General features: G+C 70.4%; 18 protein-coding genes. 9 read left to right on the top strand and 9 right to left on the bottom strand.

Annotation, left to right across the window (positions count from 1 at the left end; translation table 11 throughout):
• Positions 1-48: 48 nt before the first annotated feature.
• Positions 49-537, top strand: coding sequence for an SRPBCC family protein (locus tag BpN12_RS07770; protein ID WP_246791866.1), 489 nt, complete (start codon positions 49-51; stop codon positions 535-537).
• Positions 538-681: 144 nt separating this feature from the next.
• Here the strand turns inward: BpN12_RS07770 and BpN12_RS07765 are convergent, their stop codons facing one another.
• Positions 682-1,455, bottom strand: a complete 774-nt coding sequence (locus BpN12_RS07765; protein ID WP_246791865.1) for an AraC family transcriptional regulator — start codon at positions 1,453-1,455, stop codon at positions 682-684.
• A gap of 121 nt (positions 1,456-1,576) precedes the next feature.
• Between BpN12_RS07765 and BpN12_RS07760 the strand changes: the two genes are divergently transcribed.
• Genes BpN12_RS07760 through BpN12_RS07750 form a run of 3 tightly spaced genes read left to right on the top strand, consistent with a single transcriptional unit; the run spans position 1,577 to position 5,917 of the window.
• Positions 1,577-3,073 (top strand): efflux transporter outer membrane subunit, encoded by a 1,497-nt coding sequence (locus BpN12_RS07760; RefSeq protein ID WP_246791864.1) that lies wholly within the window; start codon positions 1,577-1,579, stop codon positions 3,071-3,073.
• A 52-nt stretch (positions 3,074-3,125) separates the two neighbouring features.
• Positions 3,126-4,244: an HlyD family secretion protein gene (locus BpN12_RS07755; protein WP_246791863.1), complete on the top strand. Its 1,119-nt coding sequence runs from the start codon at positions 3,126-3,128 to the stop codon at positions 4,242-4,244.
• Positions 4,241-5,917: a DHA2 family efflux MFS transporter permease subunit gene (locus BpN12_RS07750; RefSeq protein ID WP_246791862.1), complete on the top strand. Its 1,677-nt coding sequence runs from the start codon at positions 4,241-4,243 to the stop codon at positions 5,915-5,917. Before BpN12_RS07755 ends, BpN12_RS07750 begins: the two co-directional genes overlap by 4 nt.
• 28 nt (positions 5,918-5,945) lie before the next feature.
• Here BpN12_RS07750 and BpN12_RS07745 read toward each other — a convergent pair whose 3' ends face one another.
• From BpN12_RS07745 to BpN12_RS07730, 4 genes are all read right to left on the bottom strand, one after another.
• A complete protein-coding gene (locus tag BpN12_RS07745; RefSeq protein WP_246791861.1) occupies positions 5,946-6,974 on the bottom strand; it encodes a HEAT repeat domain-containing protein in 1,029 nt (342 codons plus the stop codon).
• Between the two features lie 157 nt (positions 6,975-7,131).
• Entirely contained in the window at positions 7,132-7,377 is a 246-nt protein-coding gene (locus BpN12_RS07740) for a 4Fe-4S dicluster domain-containing protein (RefSeq protein WP_042628099.1), read from the bottom strand.
• Between the two features lie 11 nt (positions 7,378-7,388).
• Positions 7,389-9,164 (bottom strand): fumarate reductase/succinate dehydrogenase flavoprotein subunit, encoded by a 1,776-nt coding sequence (locus BpN12_RS07735; protein WP_246791860.1) that lies wholly within the window; start codon positions 9,162-9,164, stop codon positions 7,389-7,391.
• Positions 9,161-9,931, bottom strand: a complete 771-nt coding sequence (locus BpN12_RS07730; RefSeq protein ID WP_246791859.1) for a GntR family transcriptional regulator — start codon at positions 9,929-9,931, stop codon at positions 9,161-9,163. Before BpN12_RS07730 ends, BpN12_RS07735 begins: the two co-directional genes overlap by 4 nt.
• A gap of 341 nt (positions 9,932-10,272) precedes the next feature.
• Here BpN12_RS07730 and BpN12_RS07725 point away from each other — a divergent pair, with 341 nt between their 5' ends.
• Positions 10,273-10,731: a hypothetical protein gene (locus BpN12_RS07725; RefSeq protein ID WP_246791858.1), complete on the top strand. Its 459-nt coding sequence runs from the start codon at positions 10,273-10,275 to the stop codon at positions 10,729-10,731.
• Between the two features lie 219 nt (positions 10,732-10,950).
• Here BpN12_RS07725 and BpN12_RS07720 read toward each other — a convergent pair whose 3' ends face one another.
• Both BpN12_RS07720 and BpN12_RS07715 read right to left on the bottom strand, forming a co-directional pair.
• On the bottom strand, positions 10,951-12,339 hold the full coding sequence (locus tag BpN12_RS07720) for an LLM class flavin-dependent oxidoreductase (protein ID WP_246791857.1): 1,389 nt from the start codon (positions 12,337-12,339) through the stop codon (positions 10,951-10,953).
• 138 nt (positions 12,340-12,477) lie between these two features.
• Complete coding sequence (locus BpN12_RS07715; protein ID WP_246791856.1) at positions 12,478-12,807, bottom strand: hypothetical protein; 330 nt, start codon at positions 12,805-12,807, stop codon at positions 12,478-12,480.
• A 158-nt stretch (positions 12,808-12,965) separates the two neighbouring features.
• Here BpN12_RS07715 and BpN12_RS07710 point away from each other — a divergent pair, with 158 nt between their 5' ends.
• Genes BpN12_RS07710 through BpN12_RS07700 form a run of 3 tightly spaced genes read left to right on the top strand, consistent with a single transcriptional unit; the run spans position 12,966 to position 15,261 of the window.
• A complete protein-coding gene (locus BpN12_RS07710; protein ID WP_246791855.1) occupies positions 12,966-13,787 on the top strand; it encodes an ABC transporter substrate-binding protein in 822 nt (273 codons plus the stop codon).
• 29 nt (positions 13,788-13,816) lie between these two features.
• Positions 13,817-14,545 (top strand): amino acid ABC transporter permease, encoded by a 729-nt coding sequence (locus BpN12_RS07705; RefSeq protein ID WP_425306304.1) that lies wholly within the window; start codon positions 13,817-13,819, stop codon positions 14,543-14,545.
• Complete coding sequence (locus tag BpN12_RS07700; protein WP_246794658.1) at positions 14,545-15,261, top strand: amino acid ABC transporter permease; 717 nt, start codon at positions 14,545-14,547, stop codon at positions 15,259-15,261. The genes BpN12_RS07705 and BpN12_RS07700 overlap by 1 nt, the downstream gene beginning before the upstream one ends.
• A gap of 41 nt (positions 15,262-15,302) precedes the next feature.
• Here the strand turns inward: BpN12_RS07700 and BpN12_RS07695 are convergent, their stop codons facing one another.
• A complete protein-coding gene (locus BpN12_RS07695) occupies positions 15,303-16,193 on the bottom strand; it encodes a LysR family transcriptional regulator (RefSeq protein WP_246791853.1) in 891 nt (296 codons plus the stop codon).
• 103 nt (positions 16,194-16,296) lie between these two features.
• On the opposite strand from BpN12_RS07695, the gene BpN12_RS07690 reads away from it, so the two are divergent.
• A complete protein-coding gene (locus tag BpN12_RS07690; RefSeq protein ID WP_246791852.1) occupies positions 16,297-17,229 on the top strand; it encodes an NADP-dependent oxidoreductase in 933 nt (310 codons plus the stop codon).
• A gap of 89 nt (positions 17,230-17,318) precedes the next feature.
• Here the strand turns inward: BpN12_RS07690 and tkt are convergent, their stop codons facing one another.
• Positions 17,319-19,349: a transketolase gene (gene tkt, locus BpN12_RS07685; protein WP_246791851.1), complete on the bottom strand. Its 2,031-nt coding sequence runs from the start codon at positions 19,347-19,349 to the stop codon at positions 17,319-17,321.
• Positions 19,350-19,732 lie beyond the last annotated feature (383 nt).

Raw genomic sequence — 19,732 nt, 5'->3', positions numbered from 1 at the left:
CGCTGGTCCCCTGAGGTTTTCATCATTCGCATCATTCAAGGAGGCATCATGCTGCAACGTACTGCACCGGACGTTCGCCCGTCCACCCTGGTCTACGCACCCGATACGCCGATCCTGTCCGGCACCGCCGATCTCGAGGTTCCCGCGCGCGACGCCTGGCGCGTGGTCGGCGACTTCGCCGGCTTCGCCCGCTTCATCACCGGCCTCGACCATACCGACATGATCGGCGAGGGCGTGCGCGCGCTGCGCGTCAAGCGCTTCGTCGACGGCAACTTCGTGGTCGAGCAGCTCAACACCCACGACGACGCGGCGATGGTCATGACCTGGAGCCTGATCCACACCTCGTTCGACATCGGCAACCTGTGGGCGCTGATGCGCGTCGAGCCGCGTGGCGAGCAGGCCTGCACCGTGACCTGGGACATCGCCGGCGAGCCGTCGCATGGCGGCGCGGCGCGCCAGCCCGAGTTCAACGCGTTCGTCACGGGGTTCCTCGAGATGGCGATGACGAACCTGCGCACGCTGTTCAAGGCGCAGTAACGGCGGCGCCCGGCGCGCCGTGTGCCGGCGCGCCGGGCGAGCTTCGTGCCTGTCGTTGGCTTCTTGTGTTGGCAGGGCATCGGCGGCACCGCGCCGTTCGATCGTCGCGGAACGGACAGACAGCGGCCCGATCGCCCGGCGCGCTCAGCGCTGTTCGAAGTACTCGCTCGGCGGCACGCCCAGCGCGCGCCGGAACATCGCCGAGAACGCGCTCGGGCTGTCGTAGCCGTGCTCGAGCGCGAGTTCGAGGATCGAGGTGCCGGCGGCCAGCCGCGGCAGGCTCAGCAGCAGCCGCGCGTGGCGGCACCAGGCGCCGTGCGTCATGCCGGTCTCGCGCTTGAACAGGCGCGCGAAGGTGCGCTCGTTCATGCGCGCGTCGGCGGCCCAGTCCGGCAGCGCGACGGTCGAGGACGGATCGTTGAGGAGCCGCGTGCAGAGCCGCGCGAGCACCGGCTGGTGCGGCATCGGCACATGCAGCGAGAGCGGCGGCGCGATCTCGATCTCGTCGAGGATCAGCGCGAGCACGCGCCCGCTGCGGCACGTCAGGTCGTAGTCGGCGGGCAGCCCGCAGGCGGTCACGATCAGCTCGCGCAGCAGCGTGCCGACGGCGATCACGCGGCATTCGCGCGGCAGCCCCGGCCGCACCTCGGGGCCCACGAACACGGTGCGCAGCTGCACCCCGCCGGCGGTGCGGATCTCGTGCTCGATGCCGCCCGGCACCCACACCGCGCGGCCGGTCGGCACCACCCAGCTGCCGGCTTCGGCATGCACGATGGTCACGCCCGAGATCGCGTGGATCAGCTGGTTGTGGCGGTGCGTGTGCGGCGGGTAGGCGACGCCGTCCGGCGAGTCCGACGCGAACGCGGCGATCTGCTTGTCCAGGTCGAGCCGTTCGAGGGCCGCGAAGAAGTTGTCCAATTGTCCTTTTCTCGACGACGAATGCGCGATGCGCGCGAGACTAACCATTGGTGCCGAAATTACCATAAGTCCACCGTTTTGTTCGATCCGCCGCTTGCCCGAGCCTCTTTCCCGATCTCCGATGCGCGACCCGTTCGTTTCGTCTTCCGCTTCCGCCCCGTCGCGCGCCATGCCGCGCCGGCCGCGGCCTGCCACCGTCGCCGGCGCGGCCGGCCTGCTGTTCGCCGCGGCGCTGCTGGCCGGCTGCTCGGTCGGCGAGCCGTACCGGCCGCCCGCGCCCGACGCGGCCCGCGGCGCGCCGTTCGATGCCGCCGGCGACGCGCGCGTGACGGCCGGCGGCGAGTTGCCCGACCAATGGTGGCGGCTCTATGACGATCCCGCGCTCGACGCGCTGGTAAGCGACGCGCTGGCCGGCAACCGCGACCTGGCGGTGGCGGCGGCGCGCGTCCAACGCGCGCGCGCCGTGCTCGACGAGGCCGGCGCCGCGCGGCTGCCCGATACCAAGGCCGGCTTCGGTGTCGACTACGGCAAGCACAACGCCGACCAGATCGAGGCCGCCGCCGACGGCACCAGCGCCCCGACGCGCTGGGGCTTCGCGCCGTCGTTCGCGTTCTCGTGGGAAGTCGACCTGTGGGGGCGCGTGCGCTACCTCGTCGATGCCGCGCGGGCCGACGCCCAGGCGGTGCAGGCCGCCTCCGACGCGATGCGCGTGGAGGTGGCGAGCGAGACCACCGCCGCCTACGTGCGGGCCTGCGCCTACGGCGAGCGGATCGACGTGGCCGAGCGCTCGATCGACATCGCCGACCGGCTGGCCGCGCTGACCGGCAAGCAGCGCGCCCACGGCCTCGTCTCGGACCTGGAGGTGGCGCGCTCGCGCGCGTTCGCCGACGACACGCGCACCGCGCTGCCGGCGCTGGCCGGCGCGCGGCGCGCCGCGCTCTACGAACTCGCGGTGCTGACCGGTCGCCCGCCCGGCGAGATCCCGGCCGCCGCCGCGGCCTGCCACGCCACGCCGGTGCTGGCCCGGCCGTTCCCGGTCGGCGACGGCGCCGCGCTACTGCGGCGCCGCCCCGACGTGCGCGAGAGCGAGCGCCGGCTGGCCGCCGCCAACGCGCGGATCGGCGTGGCCACCGCCGATCTCTATCCGTCGATCCAGCTCGGCGGCTCGGTGAACTGGCTCTCGACCACCGGTGATCCGTCCACGCTCGGCAACAAGTACGCGATCGCATGGGGCGTCGGCCCGCTCATCACCTGGCATTTCCCGAACCTCGCGGCCGATCGCGCCCAACTCGCCCAGGCGCATGCCGACGACGCGGCCGCGCGCGCTTCGTTCGACGCGCAGGTGCTGCGCGCGCTGAAAGAGACCGAGCAGGCGCTGACGCTGTACGGCGCCGCGTGGCGCCAGCACAGCGCGATCGAGACGGCGCGCGGCGAGCACGCGCGCGCCTACCGGCTCGCCGAGGCGAACTACAAGGCCGGCGCGCTCGATTTCCTCGGCGTGCTCGACGCGCAGCGCAGCCTGGTGGCGGCCGATTCGGCGCTGGCCGTCTCGACCCAGCAGGTGGCGCTGGACCAGGTGGCCGTCTTCAAGGCGCTGGGCGGCGGCTGGCAGCAGTAGCCGGGTCCCGCGCCGGCATTTCGTCTCCAACCCCTTCATCCCGACTCCGACCATGAGCACGACCGCCGTACCTGAGAAAACCGCCCGACTCACGAAGCGCCACTGGATCGTCGCCGGCGCCGTGATCGGCGCCGTCGCGCTGGCCCTGTTCGGCTGGCGCTGGTGGACGGTGGGCCGCTTCATCCAGAGCACCGACGACGCCTACGTGCGCGCCGACATCGTGACGGTCAGCCCGCGCGTGTCGGGCTACGTGACGCGGGTGGCCGTGGACGACGACCAGCCGGTGCATCGCGGCGACGTACTGGTGCAGCTCGACGACCGCGACTACCGCGCGAAGGTGGCCGACGCGCAGGCCGCGGTGGACGCCGCCGAGGCGACGCTCGCGGCCGAGCAGGCCGCGGCCGCGACGCTCGACGCGCAGGTCGGCCAGCAGCACAGCGTGATCGCGCAGGCGCGCGCCGACGTGGACGCCGCGCGCGTCGAGGCCACCCGGCGCGATACCGACGCCGCGCGCTACAAGGCGCTGCTGGCCGAATCGGCCGCCAGCGACCAGCGCTGGGAGCAGGCCCACGCCGAGGCGATGACGGCGCGCGCGCAACTGGCGCGCGCGAGCGCGGCGATGCAGGCGCAGACCGACCAGGAGACCGTGCTGCGCCGGCGCCGCGAGCAGAGCACGGCGGTGATCGGCCAGGCGCGCGCGCGTGTGGAGGCCGCCCGCGCGAAGCGCGAACTGGCCGGCCTCGACCTCGAGCACACGGTGATCCGCGCCACGCGCGACGGCTCGGTCGGGCAGCGCTCGGTGCGCGCCGGCCAGTACGTGGAGGCGGGCCTGCCGCTGCTGGCCGTGGTGCCGCTCGACGACGTCTACGTGGTCGCGAACTTCAAGGAGACCCAGCTCGGGGCGATGCGCGACGGCCAGCCCGTCGAGATCGACGTCGACACCTATTCGAGCCATACGCTGCACGGTCATGTACTCGGCCTGTCGCCGGGCTCCGGCGCCGAGTTCGCGCTGCTGCCGCCCGACAACGCGACCGGCAACTTCACGAAGATCGTGCAGCGCCTGCCGGTGAAGATCCGGCTCGACGCGCCGCCGGCCGACGTCGTGCTGCGGCCGGGCATGTCGGTGATCGCGCGCGTCGATACGCATCCGCGCCAGGGAGCCGGCTCGTGACGGCTGCCGCGGCGCCGGCCGCGCACGACGAAACCGTCTCGCTGCGCGCCTGGGTGGCGGTGCTCGGCGGCGTGTTCGGCTGCTTCATGGCCGGCATGAACGTCCACGTCACGAACGCGGCGCTACCCGACATCCGCGGCTCGCTCGGCGCGAGCTTCGAGGAGGGCTCGTGGATCACCACCGCCTACCTGGTGGCCGAGATCGTGGTGATCCCGCTCACCGGCTGGCTGGTCAAGGTGTTCTCGGCGCGCCGCGTGCTGCTGGTGGGCACCAGCGGGTTCCTGCTGTTCTCGCTGACCTGTTCGTTCGCGCCCACCATCTCCACCATGATCGCCTCGCGCGCGCTGCAGGGCGCGTTCGGCGGCGTGCTGATCCCGCTGTCGTTCCAGCTGATCGTCACCGAGCTGCCGCCGTCGCGGCATCCGCTCGGCATGGCGCTGTTCGCCGTCGCCAACAACGTCGCGCAGGCGGCCGGGCCGTCGATGGGCGGCTACCTGACCGACATGTATTCGTGGAACTGGATCTTCTATCTGCAGATCCCGCCCGCGCTCGCGCTGATCGGCGCGATCAGCTGGGCCATCAGGCCGGTGCCGATGCAGCTGGAGAAGCTGAAGCAGGCCGACTGGGCCGGCATCGCCACCATGGCGATCGGCCTCAGCGCGCTGCAGATCGTGCTGGAGGAGGGCGGGCGCAAGGACTGGTTCGCTTCCGACATGATCGTGCAGCTGTCGCTGGTGGCCGCGATCGGGCTGGTCGGGTTCGTCGTGATCGAACTGCGCCGTGCCGACCCGTTCATCAACCTCGGGCTGCTCGGCCGCTACAACTTCGGCATCGCCAGCCTGATGTATTTCCTGTTCGGCGCGGTGGTGTTCGGCGTGGTGTTCCTGGTGCCGAATTATTTCGCCGAGCTGCACGGCTACAGCGCGCGGCAGATCGGCCTGTCGATGATTCCGTACGGGCTCGTGCAGTTCGTGATGTCGTTCCTGACGCCGCCGATGATGCGGCGCGTCGGGGCGCGCACCACCATCGTGCTCGGCTTCCTGCTGGTGGCGGCCGGCTGCCTGATGAACATCCATCTCGACGCCGACGCGGCCTGGAACGTGATCGTGCCGTCGCTGATCGTGCGCGGCATCGGCCAGTCGCTGGTGGTGATCGCGCTGTCGGTGATGGCCGTGGACGGCATCGAGAAGGCGCAGCTGGGCTCGGCCTCGGGCGTGTTCAACATGGTCCGCAACGTCGGCGGCGCGATCGGCATCGCGGTGGCGAGCCAGATCGTGGTGGAGCGCCAGAAGCTGCACGCGATGCGCATCGGCGAGGCCGTCACGCCGTTCTCGGAGGCGTTCCAGCAGCGCATGGCGGTGCTGACGCGGCTGCTCTCGCGGCTGCACGCGCCGCTTGCCGACGCGCTGCCGGGCAGCGCGTTCGGCGGCCCCCACCAGACGGCGCTCGCGCTGATCAACCAGCGCGTGATGCGCGAGGCGCTGCTGATGGCTTATAGCGACACGTTCCTGCTGGCCGGGATCGCGATGCTCGGGTGCACGGCGGCGGCGTTCGCGCTGCGCGGCAAGCGGCCGGTGGTGGCGCCGGCACCGGCGGCCGCGGTCGAGCCGCCGCGTGTCGCGCCGGCCGGTGCCGCGGTGCCGGCGACGGCCGGGCGGGAGCAGGAGGCTTGACGGTTTCCCCGGCGTGGACCGGGACGCACTATTTGCGCGTTCCGGCCTGTTCGATCTGCTGAAGCGCGATCCGCACGGCCTTGCGGACTTCCGGATCGGCGTCGTCGTGCGCGGCGTGCAGCGCGTCGAGCGCGGCCGGGTCGCGCAACTCGCCGAGCGCGAGCGCTGCTTCCCGGCGCAGGTTGCTGATCGGATGCGTGAGCAGCGCGGCCACCGCCGGCGTGGCCGCGCGCGCGCCGATGCGGCCCAGCGCGCGCGTCGCGCGTAATCGTACCTGCCAGTAGGCGTCGTCGAGCGCTGCCGTGAGGGTTTCGATAGCTTGAGTTTCGCGCCGCTTGCCGAGCGTGGTGGCCGCTTCCTCGCGGACCTGCCACGCTTCATCCGCCAGCGCGGTCAGCAGGGCAGCGGCGACGGCTTCGTCCACTTCGTCTGAAATGTCCGCTTCGTCCTCGGGGACGAAGCCGAGCGCGCCGACCGCCGCGCGGCGCAGTTCCGGATGCGGATCACCCACCGCCAGCGCGGCCAGACGCGGCAGCGCGCGCCGTTCCTTGAGCCAGCCGAGCACGGCGATCGCCTCGAGCCGCAGTTCCGCATCGGCGGTATCGAGCGCGGCCAGCGCGGGCGCGTAGGCATCCGGGTGGCGCAGCTCGCGCAGGCCGCGCAGCACGGCGCGCGCGGCGAACGGCTCGCGATGGCCGGCCCAGCGCCGCAGCGTGTCGCCCGAGGCCGGATCCTTCAGTTCGGACAGGCTTTGCGCGGCGGCCTCGCGCACGCCGGGGCCGGTATCGAGCAGCGCCGCGCACAGCGCGTCGACGGCGTCGGGCTGCTCCCACGCGGCCAGCGCGAGCGCCGCCTCGCGGCGCACCTCGGCGGCCGGGTCGGCGGCCAGCAGCGCGACGAACGCCGGCACCAGCGCCGGATCCTCCAGATCGGCGAGTTCGAGCAGCGCGATGCGGCGCACGGCCGGATCGACGTCGGCCGCGCGGGCCAGCAGCGGCGCCGCGGCGGGATCGACCGCGTCGAGCGCGGCGAACGCGGCGGCGGGAAGGGTGGTCATCGATTGGGTTCTCGGTGTGGGGCGGTGGAATCGGGCTGGAATCGGGCGGGCAGGCGCGCGTCGATGCCGGGCCGCGTGATCGGGCGGCACCCTGCCGTTCGCGCCAGGCGCCGCGTATCGGGCGACATCGCCTCGAAGGCTCGCGACGCCGGCGCCGTCAGCGCAGCAGATACGGAATCGCCACCTTCACGGCGCCGGTCGGGCAGTCGCGCTCGCAGGGCAGGCAGTACCAGCATTCGTCGAACTGCATGTAGGCCTTGCCGGTGGTGGCGTCGATCGCGAGCAGGTCGAGCGGGCAGACGTCGACGCAGACGGTGCAGCCCTTGTCGGCGATGCAGAGCCCCGCGTCGATCGTGACGGGCGCGCTGCTGCGTTGCAGGATGTCGTGCGGCGTGGTGGGCATGGCGGGGTTCCTCAGTGGGCCGTGAGCGGATGGGGGGCCGTGGCGGGGGGCGTCGGGGTGCCCGCCGCGCCCGGCTCGCGGATGCGCAGTTGGGAATACGCGCCGAGTTCGTGGTCGGACACCGGCACCACGTAAGGCTCGATCGCGCGCTTCTCGCTGACCATGCGGCCGTCGGCATCGCGGCGCAGGTGCGTATGGCAGAACCATTCGCGGTCGTTGCGCTGCGGATGATCGACGCGATGGTGGTAGAGCCCCCAGCGGCTTTCGGTGCGAAACAGCGAGGCGCGCGCGGCCATCTCGGCGCAGTCGCGGATCGCGCCGACCTCGGCGGCACGCATCAGCTCGTGCGGATGGCTGGCCTTGAGCGCGCCGATGTCCTCGGCGATCTCGGCGAAGCGCTGCAGGCCGATCTCCATCTTGCGCGTGACCTTCGGCGGCTGCAGGTAGTCGTTCACCATGCGCCGCAGCTTGTATTCGACCTGCGCCGGCGCGAGTCCATGCTCGCGTTGCAGCGGCGCGAGCACGCGCTCGCGCTCGGCCGCCACCTGCGCTGCGTCGACGGGCGCCAGCTCGCGGCCCGCGATGTCGTCGGCCGCGTGCGCGCCCGCGAACCAGCCATAGGTGAACGCGCCCAGCATGTAGTTGTGCGGCACCGCCGCCATGTCGCCGGCCGCGTAGAGGCCCGGCACGGTGGTGCGCGCGTGTTCGTCCACGTACACGCCCGAGGCGCTGTGGCCGCTGCACAAGCCGATCTCGGAGATGTGCATCTCCACCATCCGGTGCCGGTAGTCGGTGCCGCGCCCTTCGTGGAAGCGGCCGCGGCTCGGCCGCTCGTTGGTGTGCAGGATCTGCTCGATGGTGCGGATGGTTTCCTCGGCGAGATGATCGAGCTTCAGGAACACCGGGCCGCGCCCGCTTTGCAGCTCCTGGTAGAACTCCCACATCATCTGGCCGCTCCAGTAGTCGCATTCGATGAAGCGCTCGCCGTTGCCGTTCGCGGTGAAGCCGCCGAGCGGCCCCGTCACGTAGGCGCAGGCCGGACCGTTGTAGTCCTTGATCAGCGGGTTGATCTGGAAGCATTCGAGGTTCGCGAGCGCGGCGCCGGCGTGATAGGCCATCGCGTAGCCGTCGCCGGCGTTGGTCGGGTTCTCGTAGGTGCCCATCAGGTAGCCCGAGGCCGGCAGCCCGAGCCGGCCGGCCGCGCCGCAGCAGAGGATCACCGCCTTGGCGCGGATCACGTGGAATTGCGCCGTGCGACAGTCGAAGCCCAGCACGCCGGCCGCGCGGCCCTGCGCGTCGGTCAGCACGCGCGTGGCGACGATCCGGTTGGTGATCGCGATGCGCGCGCGTTTCAGCTGGCGGTACAGGATCTTCTTGATGTCGTGGCCCTCCGGCATCGGCAGCACGTAGGCACCCATGTGGTGGACCTTCTTCACCGCGTAGTCGCCGTTGCCGTCCTTCTCGAACTTCACGCCCCAGCGGTCGAGCTGCTCGATGGTGGTGAAGCTGTGCTTCGCGTAGGCGTAGACGGCCGACTGATCGACGATGCCGTCGTTGGCGATGGTGATCTCGCGCGTGTACTGCTCGGGCGTGGCGTGGCCGGGGATGATCGCGTTGTTGAGGCCGTCCATGCCCATCGAGATCGCGCCGCTGCGCTTGACGTTGGCCTTCTCCAGCAGCAGCACGCGCAGCGCCGGGTTGCGCTCCTTCGCCTTGATCGCCGCCATCGGGCCGGCCGTGCCGCCGCCCACCACCACCAGGTCGTAATCGTGTACTTCGGTGTTCATCGCGAGTTCCTCTGATGTCCGCCAGGTTTGCGGCGATCGACGCGCAGCCGGTACTGGAACGCATCGCCGCGGAAATACAGGTGTTCGTAGTCCACCGGCCGGCCCGCCTCGTCGTGCGTGAGCCGTTCGATGCGCAGCACCGGGCTGCCGTCCTCCACGCGCAGCGCCGCGACGATGTCGTCGTCGGCGAGGATCGCGTCGATCGACAGGTCCGCATGGCCGAGCGGCACGCCGCAGTCGTTCTCGAGGATCAGGAAGATGTCGCGCGTGGCGAGATCCGCGTTCGCGAGCCGCTTGCCGAGCGCCTCGGGTACCCAGGTCACCTCCAGCGATACCGGCTCGCGGTTCAGCAGCCGCACGCGGTGGATCTCGGTCACGCTCGCGCCCTCGGGCAGGCCGAGCTTCGCGGCCACCTGACGGTCCGCCTTGACGGTCCGGAGGCTGCGCAGCTGGTTCACGATCTCGTAGCCCATCGACGACATCGCCTCGGCGAAACCCTGCAGCGACGCCACGTTCTGGAATGCCTTCGGCTTCGAGACGAAGGTGCCCTTGCCGTGCAGGCGGAACACCAGCCCCTCCTTCTGCAGGTCGCCGAGCGCCTGGCGCACGGTGATGCGGCTCACGCCGTACATCGCGCAGAGCTCGTGCTCGGACGGCATCCTGCTGTGCGGCACATAGCTGCCGTCGAGGATGCGCGCGCGCAGCGCGTCCTTGATCTGCTGGTAGAGCGGCTGCGGGTGCAGCGCGAGGAGTTGGGCTTTCGACATGGCAACTTGTCATGACAAGACATGACGAGTGTAGGGGGCGGCCGTTGTGCGCCAAACCAAGCGATTCTGCTAAGGATTTTCGGTTTGCGAGGGGTGGGGAGGTTGCGTCGAAAATGATGCTGGAACGGAGGTGCGCGCGGCGCTGCGGAGCTAGCGGTCACGCTGATGCAGCCGAGATGCCCGCTTCGTGAAGGCGATCGAGCGCGATTATGTTCCGTGTCCGGTGTTACCGGGACAGCCAACAGGCGAGCGTGAATCTCCGGTTGTGAATTTGCATTTTTTAAATATACTAAATACTTCTCTTGGACCTGGAGAGAGATAAAAAATGACAAGTCCGATTAATGCGTCTTACGACGCAGGCAGGCAACACCCCGGGGCCGCAGTATCAACCGCCTTGGGACTTTAATACCGTCGACACCAACACCGGCGTGGGTGGCGAATATATCTATATCGGTTATCAATACGGCGACAGTGATCCTGTCACGTCACTCAATTTCGTTGCGTACGATCATGCCCAATCCAATCCGCCGTCTGGCTGGAACTGGAGCTCGCAGGACCTGAAGGCGGGTGCGGGCGGAAAGTACATCTACATGACCTGGAAGAACGGTGAGGCGGGCAAAAAGCCGATCACCGCGATCATGCTGCTGGTGATTAACAGTTCTTCGCCGCCCCCGATCGAAGGTTATATCTCGATTCATCAGGATTTGAATCAAGGGGCTGGCGGCCCTTACATCTGGCCGTATTACAGTACCGTCGTGTCGATGAGTGCGAAGGAAGAGCAGGTAATCCGCAAGGGTTAACCGGTTGAACTCGACGGCTGAGTTCGATTATGCGGCAAACTGATGCTTGAGTTTGCCGCATTCGCCACTTCTCCGTTCTTATTTGCGCTTTACATCGAGGCCGGGGCTGGTCCGGCCGCTGTCGTCGCCAATTGGCGTGTGCAGGTCGCGCGCATCTGCCATGTCTTCCATGCGTTCGCCTGCTCCACTCAGCCGGATGTCGGACTGCCACGTGCCGCGCTACGCCAGAGCGGAGGGACGCTGCCGGTAGCCGGCGCCCGTATGCGTGGCCGGCAGCGTCGGCCCGGCGCCGAACAGCTTCTCGCGCAGCGTGCCCTCGGCGTATTCGGTCTTGTAGCGGCCGCGTGATTGCAGCTCCGGGATCACGAGATCGATGAAGTCCTCGTAGCTCTCGGGCGTGACGGTACGGGCGAGGTTGAAGCCATCGATGTCGGTGTCGTCGATCCAGCCGGTCAGCGCGTCGGCCACCTGCACGGGGTCGCCGACGATGGTCGCGTAGCGGCCGCCGAGCGCCATCTGGCCGAGCAGGTCGCGCACGGTCATGCCGCGCCGGCCGTCGGTCACGCGCTGCACCGACGATTCGATGCCGCGCGGCTTGCTGCCGTCGGCCGGCGTGATCTCGTCGTCGAGGTCGAAGGCCGCGTAGTCCACGCCGGTGCCGGCCGCGAAATGCGCGAGGCCGGCCTCGGGGCTCGCGTGGCGCGCGTACTCGGCATGCTTGTCGCGCGCCTCGGCCTCGGTGCGGCCGACGATCACCGTCACGCCCATGAAGATCTTCAGGCCAGCCGGGTCGCGGCCCGCCTCGGCGGCCTGCCGGCGCAGCGCGGCCACCAGCTGGCGCGTGCCCTCGCGGCTGCCGCTCGACACGAACACGCATTCGGCGTGACGCGCCGCGAACGTCTGGCCGCGCCCCGACGAGCCGGCCTGGAACAGCACCGGCGTGCGCTGCGGCGACGGCTCGGCCAGGTGGTAGCCGTCCATCTCGTAGAAGCGGCCGCGATGCGCGATGCGATGCACCTTGGCCGGATCGGCGAACACGCGCGCGGCCCGGTCGCGCCGCACGGCGCCGTCTTCCCAGCTGCCTTCCCAGAGCTTGTAGGCCACTTCGAGGTATTCGTCGGCGCGATCGTAGCGTTCGTCGTGGGCGATCTGGCCGGTCAGGCCCATCGCGCGCGCGGCGCTGTCGAGGTAGCCGGTCACGATGTTCCAGCCGATCCGGCCGCCGCTCAGGTGGTCGAGCGTCGAGAAGCGGCGCGCGAGCAGGTAGGGCGCCTCGTAGGTCAGGTTGACGGTGATGCCGAAGCCGAGATGGCGCGTGGTGGCGGCCATCGCCGAGACCAGCAGCATCGGATCGTTGACGGGCAGCTGGATCGACTCGCGCAGCGTGAGGTCGAGCGACTGGCCGTACACGTCGTAGACGCCGACGATGTCGGCGATGAACAGGCCGTCGAACAGCCCGCGTTCGAGCAGGCGCGCGAGATCGGTCCAGTAGGCGAGCGTGTGATAGTCGGCCGAGCGGTCGCGCGGGTGCGTCCAGAGGCCGTGATTGATGTGGCCGACGCAGTTCATGTTGAACGCGTTCAGGCGGATCGGCTTGCGGGTCGTCATCGTGGGGGCGGCGCGCCGGAGCGGGTGGTCGAAACCGGTCAGCGTGGCATGCGGGTGGAGCGGGCGGCAACGAAGGAATTGTGATTTGCTTTTGCACGAACCATCGATGCCGCCCGCCAGGGCGGCGGTGAATGCCGCTCAGCGCGTGTCGCGCTCGGGCGGATCGGTGCGCATCGGATCGTCGCGAAAGCGGGCGTAGATGTCGGAATCCCTGAATCGCTCCAGCCGGATCGTCGCATTGCCGAACAGCCCGGTGCTCGCCCAGTCCGCCAGCGCCAGTGGCGGGTAGCCCTTGACGCGATGCGACGGGTACGCGAAACCATCGGGCCGTTCGGCCGGCGGCACCATCAGCATCGCCTCGCGCAACTGCAAGCCGAACCATTGGCAGGCTTCGTGATGGCGTTCGGAGATGATGTCGTGGAAGCCGAGCCGGCTGCTGTGATCCTCGCCGAGATTCCAGAGCCGCAACGGCCGGGCGAACCGGATCGACTTATCACGCTGGCATCTTTCCTCAGGAAAATTCCTCGCTTAGTTTTCCCGCCCCCCGATGCTAACGTGGCGCGCCACCGGGTCGGCACGATCGGCTCGATCCTGGCCCGGCATGACCACCGCCTACGGAATCTCCAATGAAAAAGACTTTGCTCGCCGCCTCGCTCGCCTCGCTCGCCAGCTTCACCGCGCTGTTCCCCGCGCTCGCCCACGCCGATCGCCTCGACGACATCAAGAAGGCCGGCGTGCTGCGCGTGGCCACCTTCGACAGCAACCCGCCGTTCGGCTTCGTCGACCCGGCCACCAACCACACGGTGGGCCTCGACGTCGATTACGCGAAGGCGCTGGCCGACAAGCTCGGCGTCAAGCTCGAACTGCAGTCGACCAACCCGGCGAACCGGATTCCGTTCCTGACCTCGAAGAAGGTCGATCTCGTACTCGCGAACTTCACGATCACCGACGAGCGCGCCAAGCAGGTCGATTTCAGCATTCCGTATTTCTCGTCGGGCCAGCAGTTCCTCGCGAAGAAGGGCGTGCTGACCTCGAAGGACCAGCTCAACAGCTTCCGGATCGGCGCCGACAAGGGCACCACCAACGAGATCGCGGTGCGCGAGCAGTTCCCGAAGGCGACCATCGTGGCCTATGACGACACGCCGTTCGCGTTCGCCGCGCTGCGCGCCGGCAACGTGCAGGCGATCACGCAGGACGGCCCGAAGCTGGTCGGCCTGCTCGCCAACGTGCCCGACAAGCAGAAGTACGAGATCCCGCCGTTCACGATCACCAACGACTACATGGGCGTGGGCATTCCGAAGGGCGAGCCGCGCCTGGTGTCGTTCGTCAACGACACGCTGAAGGGGCTGGAGGCGAACGGCACGGCCACCACGATCTACAACCGCTGGTTCGGGCCGACCACCAAGACACCGCTCGCGCGGACCTTCAAGATCGGCGACAAGACCTGAGCGGCGCGCGCCATCGGCTGCACACGATGATCGACAGCTTCCTGGCGCCGAAATACCTGCTGTGGCTCTGGCAGGGTTTCGGCGTGACCATCGGGCTCACGCTCGCCGCGGCGGTGTCGTCGACGTTCGCGGGCGTCTCGCTCGCGCTCGCCGGCCGCTCGCGCTGGCGCGCGGCCCGCTTCCTGGTGCGTGCCTACATCGGCGCGTTTCGCAACACCCCGTTGCTCGTGCAACTATTCTTCTGGTACTTCGGCGCGGCCACGCTGCTGCCCGACGCGGCGATCGGCTGGCTCAACGCGCAACACGAACTGGCGACGCCGCTGGGCGCGCTGCGCTGGCCGTCGTTCGAATTCGTGGCGGGCTGGCTCGGCCTGACCTGCTATTCGGCCGCGTTCATCGCGGGCGAATTCGAAGCCGGCATCGCGGGCGTGCGCGAGGGCCAGTGGCAGGCCGGCGCCGCGCTCGGCCTCACGCGCCTGCAGGCGTTTCGCCATATCGTGCTGCCGCAGGCGGTGCGGATCGCGCTGCCGCCGCTGTTCGGCCAGTACATGAACCTCGTGAAGAATTCCTCGCTGACGATGGCGATCGGCCTGGCCGAGTTGTCCTATGCGTCGCGGCAGGTGGAGACCGAATCGTTCCGCACCTTCGAGGCGTTCGGCGTGGCCACGGTGCTCTACATCGCGGCGATCGCGGTGATCGAGGCGGCGCTGCATGCGATACGCCATGCCGGCGCGGCCGGCCAGGGAGCGCGCCGATGATGCCGTGGGACGTATTCACGGGCAACCTGCGCTATCTGCTGATCGGCGCGTTTCCGGACGGCCCGCTCGGCGGCGCGGCGCTGACGCTGGTGCTGGCGGTGGCCTCGGCGCTGGCCTCGGGCGTGATCGGCTTCGCGGCCGGCGTGGCGCTGGCGATGGCGGGCCGCGCCACGCGCGTGGCGCTGCTGGTGGTGATCGGCCTGTTCCGCGCGATTCCGGTGCTGATGCTGATCTTCTGGACGTACTTCCTGCTGCCGATCCTGTTCGACGTGGACGTGCCGGGGCTGGTGGCGGTGGTCTGCGCGCTGTCGCTGATCGGCGGCGCCTATCTCGCGCATTCGGTGCAGGCCGGCATCGCGGCGGTGGGCGACGCGCAGTGGCAGGCCGGGCTGTCGCTCGGGCTCACGCGCTGGCAGACGCTGCGCGAGGTGGTGCTGCCGCAGGCGGTGCGGATCATGGCGCCGTCGTTCGTCAACCAGTGGGTGTCGCTGGTGAAGGACACCTCGCTCGCCTATATCGTCGGCGTCAACGAACTCTCGTTCGTGGCCACCCAGGTCAACAACCGGCTGATGGTGTATCCGATCCCGGTGTTCCTGTTCGTCGCGCTGCTGTATCTGGTGCTGTGCTCGGCGCTGGACCGGATCGCGATGGCGTGGTTCGTGCGCCCGCGCAGCGCCGCGCCGGAAGCGGTGGACCGGCCGGCCGCCGCGGTCTGAGCACGGCGCCGCAGTCTGAGTACGCCGGCGCCGACGCCGCGTCAGGCGTCGGTCAGCAGGGCGCCGTCGGGGAACTGCGCGCAGACGAATTCGACGAACGCGCGCACCTTCGGGCTCGGCAGCCGGCGCGAGGTGTGCAGCACCCACAGCTCGACCTCGGCGCCGTGCGCGCCCCATTCCACGAGCTGCCCGGCGGCCAGCGCGGCGGCCACGATCGAGCGCGGCAGCAGCGCGACGCCGGCGCCGGCGATGGCCGCGTCGCGCACCATCAGCAGCGACGACAGCCGCAGCCGCGGCACCGGTTCGATCACGAGCCGGCCCGCGTCCAGGGGCCAGGTCTCGCCCTCGCGGGTGGCCATCACCACGGCCGGCACGGCCACCGGCGCGGCGCCGTGGCCGTCCGCCGCCGCCACGGGGCGGGCAACCGACGGCGCGGCCACCACCACCATCCGGTCGCGCACGAAGCAGCGGCCGACCAGGTTCGAATCGGCGCGCGGGTTCGGGCGGATCGCCACGTCGAAGCGCTCGTCGATCATGTCGACCACGCGGTCCTCGGCCACGGCCTCGATCCGCACCTCCGGGTAGGCGGCCGCGAAGCCGGCCGCGAGCCGCCCGAGCGCGATCTGCGAGAACAGCAGCGGCGCGGCGATCCGCAACAGCCCGCGCGGCGCGGCGAGCCCCTCGCGCGCGGCGGCCACGGCGTCGGCCACCTCGTGCATCGGCCCCTCGGTGCGCGAGGCCAGCAGCTCGCCGGCCTCGGTCAGTACCAGCCCCTGCGCGCCGCGTTCGAGCAGCCGCACGCCCATCGCGCGTTCGAGTTCCGCCACGCGGCGCGACAGCGTCGCCTTCGACCGGCCGCTCGCGCGGCTCGCCCGGCCGTAGCCGCCGTGCGCGGCCACCAGATTGAAATCGGCCAGCGCGTTCAGGTCCATTTCCGTTCCATTTTCGAGACAGGGCGTTCGAATTGTAGCGGCTGTGTTTCTGATTCGATACGGCCTATCGTGAGGGCTCCCCTGACATCGAAGGAGCAACCCCATGAATGCCAACCGTGCCCTCGTCCTGAACGGCTATGGCGACGCATCGAACACGCGGCTCGAAACCATCGCGAAGCCGGCGCCCGCGCCGGGCGAGGTGCTGGTGCGCGTCGCCGCGGCCGGCATCAACGGCCTCGACTGGAAGATCCGCGAAGGCCATGTGCGCGATGCGTTTCCGCTGGCGCTGCCGACCGTGCTCGGCATCGAACTGGCCGGCGTGGTGGAGGCGGTGGGCGAGGGCGTGACGCGCTTCGCGCCCGGCGATCGCGTGGCGGGCGGCCTGGGCCGCGTCGGCGCCTATGCGGACTACGTGGCGGTGGACGCGGCGAAGCTGGCGCGCGTGCCGGACGGGATCGACGAGGTGCAGGCCGCCGCGCTGCCGGTGGCGGCGATCTCGGCCTGGCAGAGCCTGCATGCGGCCGGGCCGCTCGTGCCGGGCGCGCGCGTGCTGATCCACGGCGCGGCGGGCGGGCTGGGCGGCTTCGCGGTGCAGTTCGCGAAAGAGGCCGGCGCGTTCGTGATCGCGACCGCGCGCGGGCGCTATGCGGACGAGGTGCGCGCGCTCGGCGCCGATCAGGTGATCGACTACGAGACGCAGCGTTTCGAGGCGGAAGTGGCCGACGTCGACCTGGTGCTCGACTACGTGGGCGGCGAGGTGCTGGAGCGTTCGTGGCAGGTGCTGGCGCCAGAGGGCTGCGTGGTCGGCACGACCTCGCCGGAGATCCTCGCGCGCACGCCGGCGGGGCGCCGCGGGCTCTGGTTCATGGTGACGCCCGATGCCGAGCGGCTCGAACGGATCCTCGCGGACGTCGCGCAAGGGCGGCTGGTGTCGCGCGTGACCGAGGTGGTGGCGCCGGACCAGCTGGCCGAGACGATCGAGCGCCACCGCGTCTCGGCGCACCGGGGCAAGCGCGTCGTCGATTTCCGGCGTTGAGCGCGGCGGGCGGCGCGTGAAGCGAGGCGGGCGCGGTGCCTCGCGCCGCCGCTCGAGCCGTCCACGGCCCGACGGGCGGCGCCGGCGCGTCAGCCCTCGACGTCGCGGATCACCTCGTTCGCGGCCTTCACGACCGCCTCCACGGTGATGCCGAACTTCTCGTAGACGTCCTGCACCTTGCCCGATTCGCCGAAGCCGTGCATGCCGACGAAGCGCCCCTGCGGCCCGAGATAGCGTTCCCAGCCGAGTTCGACGGCGGCCTCCACGGCCACGCGCGCCGGCGTGTCGCCGAGCACCGCGCGCCGGTAAGCGGCGTCCTGTTCCTCGAACAGCAGCCGGCACGGCATCGACACCACGGCGGTCGGCACGCCGTCCTGCTGCAGGCGTTCGCGCGCCTGCACGGCCAGATGCAGCTCCGAGCCGGTGGCCAGCAGCGTGAGCCGGCGCGGGCCGCCCTCGGCCTCGTGCAGCACGTAGGCGCCGCGCGCGGAGCGGTTCTCGGTGCCGCCTTCCTTGCGCAGCAGCGGCACCGGCTGGCGCGACAGCGCGATCAGCGCGGCGCGGCGCGGCTGGTCGAGGATCAGCTCCCAGCATTCGGCCGTCTCCACCGGGTCGCCGGGGCGATAGACGCCGAGGTGCGGGATCGCGCGCAGCGCGGCCAGATGCTCGACCGGCTGGTGCGTCGGGCCGTCCTCGCCGAGCCCGATCGAATCGTGCGTCATCACGAAGATGGTGCGGATCTGCATCATCGCCGCGAGCCGGATCGCCGGGCGGCAATAGTCGGAGAAGCAGAGGAAGGTGCCGCCGTAGGGGATCAGGCCGCCGTGCAGCGCGATGCCGTTCATGGCGGCGGCCATGCCGTGCTCGCGCACGCCGTAGTGGACGTAGGCGCCGTCGTAGTGACCGGGGCTGATCTCGGTCTGGTGCTTCGTCTTGGTGTTGTTCGAGGGCGTCAGGTCGGCCGAGCCGCCGAGCAGTTCGGGAATCGCGTCGAACAGGTGGTCGAGCACGGTGCCGCTGGCCTTGCGCGTGGCCATCTCGTCGCCGCTCGCCGTGAACGCGTCTCGCGCGGCGGCGATCGCGGCCTTCCAGTCGGGCGGCAGCCGGCCGTCATTGCGCCGCTCGAATTCCTCGCGCAGCGCATCGGGCGCCTGCTTCACGCGGTCGGCCCAGGCGAGCCGCGCCTCGCGCCCCTTCGCGCCGATCTCGCGCCATTCCTTCAGCAGCGGCGCGGGGATCTCGAACGGCGGCGAATGCCAGCCCAGCAGCTCGCGCGCGCCGGCGATTTCTTCTTCGCCGGGCGCGTCGCTGTGCGCCTTCTGGGTGCCGGCGCGGGTCGGGAAGCCGAAGCCGATGATGGTGCGGCAGGCGATCAGCGTCGGCTGGCCGCTCGATTCGCGCGCGGTGACGATCGCGCCGTGGATCGCGTCGGTGTCGTGGCCGTCGATCTCGAGCACGCGCCAGCCCGAGGCGCGAAAGCGCTCGATCTCGTTGTCGGAGACGGCCAGTTTGGTCGGGCCGTCGATCGAGATCGAATTGTTGTCCCAGAACGCGATCAGCTTGTCGAGCTTCAGGTGGCCGGCCAGCGAGATCGCCTCCTGGCTGATGCCTTCCATCAGGCAGCCGTCGCCGAGGAACACGTAAGTGAAATGGTCGACCAGCTCGTTGCCGAATCGCGCGTTCAGGATCCGCTCGGCGAGCGCCATGCCGACCGATTCGGCGATGCCCTGGCCGAGCGGCCCGGTGGTCAGCTCGATGCCGTCCGCGTGGCGGTACTCGGGGTGGCCCGGCGTCTTGCTGCCCACCTGCCGGAACTGCTTGAGCTGATCGAGCGTCATGTCGGCGTAGCCGGTCAGGTAGAGCAGGCTGTAGAGCAGCATCGAGCCATGGCCGTTCGACAGCACGAAGCGGTCGCGATCGATCCAGTGCGGATCGGCCGCGTCGAAGCGCATGAAATCGCGGAACAGGACGGTGGCGATGTCGGCCATGCCCATCGGCGCGCCGGGGTGGCCGCTGTTGGCTTTCTGGACCGCGTCCATCGACAGGAAGCGGATGCAGTTCGCCATCTCGCGCAGGTGCGGATCGCGCGGGGCGGGGACGCTCTTCGGGGTGGAAGTCATTCGATGGCCCTCATGGGATGGGTGGCGGGGGGCGCGGTGGCCTGAGGTCGGTCCACGCTATCACGGGCGGCGCGGCGGTGGGTCGAGGCCGGGCCGGTCGCGGCGTCGAGCAATGGCGCGTGAGGCGCCGCGCGCGCGGCCGACGCGGCCGTGCTCATGCGGATGTTCCGCAAGCGTCGTGCCCGGCGCGCGGTGCCCGCTGCCGCCCGGTCGAGCACCGGAGCACGATGGCCGCGAAGGGCTTCGCTGCATCCCGGCACGCCGCCCGCCGGCGGTGCCGCGCCGTGCAGCGCGCGGGCCGCGTTCGGGGTATCTCCGCGCTCGCCGCGCGGGCGATCCCGGTAGAATCGGAACGTCCTCCATCCCCGCCGGCCGCCGCCGGT

Source organism: Burkholderia perseverans (assembly GCF_022870505.1).
GTDB lineage: Bacteria > Pseudomonadota > Gammaproteobacteria > Burkholderiales > Burkholderiaceae > Burkholderia > Burkholderia plantarii.
Note: the sequence above shows the minus strand (reverse complement) of the source record. Positions and strands in the feature narration are given on the sequence as shown.